The sequence below is a fragment of the Shigella sp. SIG6 genome, from assembly GCF_053555815.1.
On sequence record NZ_JBQZXC010000190.1, the window covers coordinates 1 to 4,752 of the forward strand.

The 4,752-nt window shown below is 48.5% G+C and carries 2 protein-coding genes and 2 pseudogenes; all 4 read left to right on the forward strand.

All coding sequences use genetic code 11. From position 1 onward, the window contains the following. Window positions 1-230: 230 nt before the first annotated feature. The gene (locus ACUU1M_RS18825; protein ID WP_000033323.1) at window positions 231-794 is read left to right on the forward strand and encodes a fimbrial protein; all 564 of its coding nucleotides are present in this window, start codon (window positions 231-233) and stop codon (window positions 792-794) included. 81 nt (window positions 795-875) lie between these two features. Next, window positions 876-3,517 (forward strand): annotated as a pseudogene (gene yfcU / locus ACUU1M_RS18830) (fimbrial usher protein YfcU). 19 nt (window positions 3,518-3,536) lie between these two features. Then, window positions 3,537-4,289: pseudogene (locus tag ACUU1M_RS18835) on the forward strand (fimbria/pilus periplasmic chaperone). Further along, window positions 4,264-4,752: fimbrial protein (locus ACUU1M_RS18840; protein WP_449144736.1), on the forward strand; the 489-nt coding region annotated here is incomplete at its 3' end. The pseudogene ACUU1M_RS18835 and the gene ACUU1M_RS18840, both read left to right, overlap by 26 nt.

Genomic DNA, 4,752 nt, shown 5'->3' on the forward strand with positions numbered 1-4,752 from the left:
TTCTGTCAATATATTAATTAAATCTACATTTACTCTTTAGTAAAATTAAATTGGATCAGGGGTGTGGAAACATCACTATGCGGCCCCACACCAACGAATACAATTTTCTACGACCTGTTCTTTTTGGGTCGCATGCCGTATTCAATGGCTGGGTATAAACATTGGCTATTGACTGAATCAATGTATTGCAATGTTTATATTTTTAATTATTTATAGTTTAAGGACAAATAATGAGTAAGTTTGTTAAAACAGCTATTGCTGCGGCAATGGTGATGGGCGTGTTCATCTCTACGGCAACAATCGCTGCGGGTAACAACGGTACTGCACGTTTTTACGGCACCATTGAAGACTCAGTGTGTTCTATCGTTCCGGACGATCACAAACTGGAAGTTGATATGGGTGATATCGGTGCCGAAAAACTGAAAAATAACGGCACCACCACGCCGAAAAGTTTCCAGATTCGTCTGCAAGATTGCGTATTTGATACTCAGGAAACAATGACCACTACCTTTACTGGTACCGTTTCTTCTGCAAATAGCGGCAATTATTACACCATTTTCAATACCGATACCGGTGCGGCATTTAACAATGTTAGCCTGGCGATCGGTGACTCTCTGGGTACCTCTTACAAAAGCGGCATGGGTATTGACCAGAAAATAGTGAAAGACACTTCTACCAACAAAGGCAAAGCGAAGCAGACACTGAACTTTAAAGCCTGGCTGGTCGGCGCAGCTGATGCGCCAGATCTGGGTAATTTTGAAGCAAATACCACCTTCCAGATTACTTACCTGTAAGGCATACCCCCATAGCGACACTGCTATGGGGGATTTAAATGGATTTTGACCGAACAAGAATAAAAACGGATAGAAACGTGTATGCCTGACCATTCTCTTTTTCGATTACGGATTCTTCCGTGGTGCATTGCGCTGGCAATGTCAGGGAGTTATAGCAGTGTCTGGGCTGAAGACGACATTCAGTTTGATTCCCGTTTTCTGGAATTAAAAGGCGACACAAAAATTGATCTGAAGCGTTTTTCCAGCCAGGGATATGTTGAGCCCGGAAAATACAATTTACAGGTTCAACTAAATAAACAGCCATTGGCGGAAGAGTACGATATTTACTGGTATGCTGGTGAAGATGACGCGAGCAAAAGCTATGCTTGTCTGACACCGGAACTGGTAGCGCAGTTTGGTTTAAAAGAAGACGTGGCGAAAAATCTGCAATGGAGCCACGATGCTAAATGCCTGAAATCCGGTCAACTGGAAGGCATGGAAATTAAGGCTGATTTAAGCCAGTCCGCATTAGTCATTTCACTGCAACAGGCTTACCTCGAATATACTTATCCCGACTGGGATCCGCCTTCACGTTGGGATGACGGCATCTCCGGGATCGTCGCGGACTACAGCATCAACGCACAAACCCGGCACGAAGAAAATGGCGGTGATGATAGTAACGAGATCAGCGGCAACGGGACGGTCGGGGTTAACCTAGGGCCGTGGCGTATGCGTGCTGACTGGCAGACTAACTATCAACATACTCGCAGTAATGATGACGATGAATTCAGCGGCGATGAAACTCAAAAAAAATGGGAGTGGAGTCGCTACTATGCCAGGCGGGCGTTACCATCATTAAAAGCCAAACTGGCGCTGGGCGAGGATTACCTCAGATCCGATATTTTTGATGGTTTTAACTATGTTGGTGGCAGTGTCAGTACTGACGATCAAATGTTGCCTCCCAATCTGCGCGGCTACGCGCCAGACATTTCCGGCGTGGCACACACCACAGCAAAAGTGACCGTCAGCCAGATGGGGCGTGTGATTTACGAAACGCAGGTTCCGGCTGGACCGTTTCGTATTCAGGATCTTGGTGATTCTGTCTCCGGTACGTTGCATATTCGCATTGAAGAACAGAACGGCCAGGTGCAGGAATAGGACATCAGCACCGCCTCGATGCCATACCTCACTCGTCCAGGTCAGGTTCGCTATAAGATCATGATGGGCCGTCCGCAAGAGTGGGGACACCATGTCGAGGGTGAATTTTTTTCTGGTGCTGAAGCTTCCTGGGGGATCGCTAACGGCTGGTCGTTATATGGCGGCGCACTGGGAGATGAAAACTATCAGTCTGCGGCGCTTGGTGTCGGTCGCGATTTGTCTACATTCGGCGCGGTCGCGTTTGATGTTACTCACTCGCACACCAAACTGGATAAAGACACCGCTTATGGCAAAGGTTCGCTGGACGGTAACTCCTTCCGTGTGAGTTATTCCAAAGACTTTGACCAGCTCAACAGCCGCGTTACTTTTGCTGGATATCGCTTCTCGGAAGAGAACTTTATGACTATGAGCGAGTATCTGGATGCCAGTGACAGCGGAATGGTACGCACGGGCAACGACAAAGAGATGTACACCGCCACTTATAACCAGAACTTCCGAGATGCGGGTGTTTCGGTTTATCTCAACTATACCCGCCATACCTACTGGGATCGCGAGGAGCAGACAAACTACAACATCATGCTCTCGCACTATTTCAATATGGGCAGTATTCGTAATGTCAGCATCTCGATGACTGGCTACCGTTACGAGTATGACAACCAGGCCGACAAAGGCATGTACATTTCGCTCAGTATGCCGTGGGGCGACAACAGTACCGTTAGCTATAACGGTACTATGGCAGTGGGACGGACAGCAGTCAGGTCGGTTATTTCAGCCGTGTCGATGACGCGACTCACTATCAGTTGAACGTCGGCACCAGTGACAAACACACCAGCGTTGACGGCTATTACAGCCATGATGGTTCGCTGGCGCAGGTTGACCTCAGTGCGAACTACCATGAAGGGCAATACACCTCTGCGGGCTTGTCGTTACAGGGCGGCGCAACGCTTACTGCCCACGGTGGCGCACTTCACCGTACCCAGAATATGGGCGGGACACGCTTGTTGATTGATGCCTATGGCGTTGCCGATGTTCCGGTAGAAGGTAACGGTGCTGCTGTTTATACCAATATGTTTGGTAAAGCCGTCGTTTCTGACGTCAATAACTATTACCGCAATCAGGCGTATATCGACCTCAACAAATTGCCGGAAAACGCCGAAGCAACCCAGTCGGTGGTACAAGCCACGCTAACTGAAGGGACGATTGGCTACCGCAAATTTGCCGTCATCAGTGGTCAAAAAGCGATGGCGGTGCTGCGTTTACAAGACGGCAGCCATCCTCCGTTTGGCGCAGAAGTAAAAAATGATAACGAGCAGACAGTGGGCCTTGTCGATGATGACGGCAATGTTTATCTGGCTGGGGTGAAACCTGGCGAACACATGAGTGTGTTCTGGAGTGGTGTTGCGCATTGCGATATCAACCTGCCGGACCCGCTGCCTGCCGATCTGTTTAACGGCTTGTTACTGCCATGCCAGCATAAAGGCAACGTCGCGCCGGTTGTTCCTGATGACATAAAGCCTGTCATTCAGGAGCAGACGCAACAGGTGACACCCACCAATCCCCCTGTTTCTGTTTCAGCTAACCAATAACGTGATTAAGGAATGATCCATGTCTGATTTACTTTGCTCTGCCAAATTGGGTGCTACGACGCTAGCGTTACTGCTTAGCGCTGCCAGTTTGTCTGCCCAGGCTTCTGTAACGCCAGATCGTACCCGTTTGATATTTAATGAAAGCGACAAATCAATCAGCGTGACGTTGCGCAATAACGATCCGAAACTGCCTTATCTGGCCCAAAGCTGGATCGAAGATGAAAAGGGTAACAAGATCAGTTCACCGTTAACTGTTCTGCCACCGGTGCAACGCATCGATTCAATGATGAACGGGCAGGTAAAAGTGCAGGGAATGCCGGATATCAACAAATTGCCTGCCGATCGTGAAAGCCTGTTCTACTTCAACGTGCGTGAGATCCCGCCAAAATCAAACAAAGCCAACACGCTGCAAATAGCACTACAAACGCGTATTAAGTTGTTCTGGCGACCGAAGGCGCTGGAGAACGTCAGCATGAAAAACCCCTAGCAATATAAGGTTACTTTAACCCGCAACGGTCAGGAATTTACCGTCAATAACCCGACGTCGTATTACGTCATTTTCAGTAATGCCAGCACACAGAAAAATGGCAATCCGGCAGCCGGTTTCCCGCCAATAGTGATGTCGCCGAAAACCTCTGCACCGCTGAATGTGAAGATGGGTGGCGTGCCGGTACTGACCTATGTCAACGACTATGGCGCTCGGATGCCGCTCTTTTTCACTTGCAACGGTAACAGTTGCCAGGTCGATGAAGAGCAGAGCCGCAAAGGCTGAGGCCGGGAGAGCCAGTATGAAAGGATCTTGTTCTGTCTGGGCGGTAACTGGGTTACTGATATGTTGTGTTGGTAGCGGCTTTGCAGTTGCAGCGAGTAAGTCAGTAAGTATGAATTTACGGGTGCTTGTCGATGCCCCTCCTCCTTGTACGGTAAATGGTGCGGCAGTTGAGTTTGGTAATGTATTCATTAATAAGATCAATAGGGTTGATTATAAACGTCCCATTGACTACTCGCTTGTTTGTAACAATCTGGCAATGGATGACCTGCGTCTACAGATGCAGGCGACAACGGTCGTGATTAACGGTGAAACAGTTATCAGCACGGGTATTCCGGGGTTTGGTATTCGGGTTCAGAAAAGTAGTGATCACACAATACTCGACTTAACCTCTGGCTCATGGTTGCCATTTAATTTTTCCTCGGGAGTTCCCGTTCTGGAAGCTGTGCCGGTGAAACAGAGTGGT